This window comes from Enterobacter mori LMG 25706 (assembly GCF_000211415.1).
Taxonomy (GTDB): domain Bacteria; phylum Pseudomonadota; class Gammaproteobacteria; order Enterobacterales; family Enterobacteriaceae; genus Enterobacter; species Enterobacter mori.
Genome location: NZ_GL890776.1, coordinates 403,484 through 405,725 on the forward strand (window position 1 = coordinate 403,484; position 2,242 = coordinate 405,725).

Below are 2,242 nucleotides of genomic sequence, written 5' to 3' on the forward strand. Positions count from 1 at the left end.
GTCGGCAGGCCGCGAGTACAGCGTGGACGCCACCGCGCCGACGGTATCTATTGAAATTGTCAGCGACAACAACATCATCAATGCGGCCGAAGCGCAGCAGGATCTGGTCGTTAACGGCGTGACCAACGCCGAAGCGGGCCAGACCGTCACCGTAACGCTGAACGGCGTGGACTACACCACCACCGTACAGGCGAACGGCAGCTGGAGCGTGACCGTGCCGTCCGCGGATCTGAGCGGTATTACCGACGGCAACTACACCATCAGCGCCGCCGTGTCTGATAAGGCGGGCAACCCGGCCTCTGCGGATCGCGACGTGCTGGTCGATACCACCGTCCCGCAGCTGACCATTAACATCGTTTCCGACGACGACGTGATCAACAGCGTCGAGCATGCGCAGGCTCTGATTGTTACGGGCGCCGTAACCGGCGCGGCGGCGGGCGACGTGGTCACCGTAACCCTCAACGGCAAATCCTACACCGCCACCCTGGATGCCTCCGGCAACTGGAGCGTGGGCGTGCCTGCGGCGGACGTCACCGCGCTGGCCGCCGGGGATTACACCATTACTGCGGCGCTGACCGATAAAGCGGGCAACAGCAACAGCGCCACGCACGGCGTGGAGGTGAACCTGACCGCGCCGGTGCTGACCATTGACACCGTTTCCGGTGACGATGTGATCAACAACACCGAGAAAACCCAGGATCTGACGATCTCCGGTACGGCTTCCGGCCTGGCGACAGGCGCGGTGGTGACCGTGATGCTGAACGGCAAAGCGTACAGCGCGATGGTCGACAGCAACGGGAAATGGACCACCACCGTTCCGGCGGATCAGGTCGGCGCGTTGGGTGAAGCGTTGTACACCGTTACCGCATCGGCAACGGACAGCGTCGGCAATAGCACCAGCACGTCGCACACCGTGAACGTGGAATCCGTTCTGCCGGGCGTGATTATCAACACCATTGCAGGTGACGACATCATTAACGCGGCGGAGCTGGCAGCCGGGCAGACCATCAGCGGTAAGGTGGTGAATGCCGAAGCGGGCAACACCGTGACCGTGACCATTGGCGGTAACAGCTACACCGCAACGGTGCAGAGCGATCTCACCTGGTCCGTGAACGTGCCGGAATCCGTTCTGACCGCGCTGGGCAACGGCGATTTGACCGTGTCAGCCAGCGTCACCAACGGCGTGGGCAATAGCGGCACGGGCGAGCGTGAAATTGTTATCGATGCCAACCTGCCGGGCCTTCGCGTGGATACCGTGGCGGGCGACGACGTGATCAACAGCATCGAACACGGGCAGAACCTGATTATCACCGGCTCCAGCGACGGGCTGGCGGCGGGCGCGGCGCTGACCGTGACCGTAAACGGCAAAACCTATCCGGCGACCGTGCTGGCAGACGGTACCTGGAGCACCGCGATCCCGGCGGCGGACGTTGGCGCACTGAGTGCGGGCACGGTTTCAGTAACCGTTGCGGGCCAGAGCAGCGCCGGTAACCCGGTTTCCATCAGCCACGATGTGACGGTGGATCTGGCGAGCGTTGCCATCAGCATCGACGCCGTTGCCACCGATGACGTGATTAACGCCGCCGAGAAGGGCGCGGATCTGGTGCTCTCCGGCACCACTTCGAACGTGGAAGAAAATCAAACCGTCACCATCACCTTCGGCGGCAAGAATTACACCGCCACGGTCGATGCCGACGGTAAATGGACCGCCACGGTGCCAGCGGCCGATCTGGCGGGCCTGAAGGACGGCGATGCCAGCGTGCAGGTGAGCGTCACCAACGTGAACGGCAACAGCGCCTCGGCAGGCCGCGAGTACAGCGTGGATGCGACCGCACCGTCCGTGACCATCAATACCCTGGCGACCGACGACATTCTGAATGCCGCCGAAGCGAAGAGCGATCTGGCAGTTTCCGGTACCAGCACCGCCGAAGCGGGCCAGACAGTGACCGTATCGCTGAACGGCAAAGACTACACCACAACCGTCAGCGCAGACGGCAGCTGGACGCTGAACGTTCCGGCGGCGGATCTGGCTGGATTAACCGACGGCAGCGTGACCGTCACCGCGTCGGTTAGCGATAAAGCGGGTAACCCGGCGTCCGTGGATCACAACCTGGCGGTAGATATCACCGCGCCTGCGGTGACCATCAACACCGTGGCGGGCGATGATGTCATTAACATCGCAGAACACGGCCAGGCGCACATCATCAGCGGTACCGCCACCGGCGCGGCAGCGGGCGATAAG

The 2,242-nt window shown here is 63.2% G+C and carries 1 protein-coding gene; it reads left to right on the plus strand.

Translation table 11 applies throughout. The features are described 5' to 3' along the window. Positions 1-2,242 (plus strand): Ig-like domain-containing protein (locus ENTMO_RS26580; RefSeq protein ID WP_010430921.1); only part of this gene is annotated, 2,242 nt, incomplete at both ends.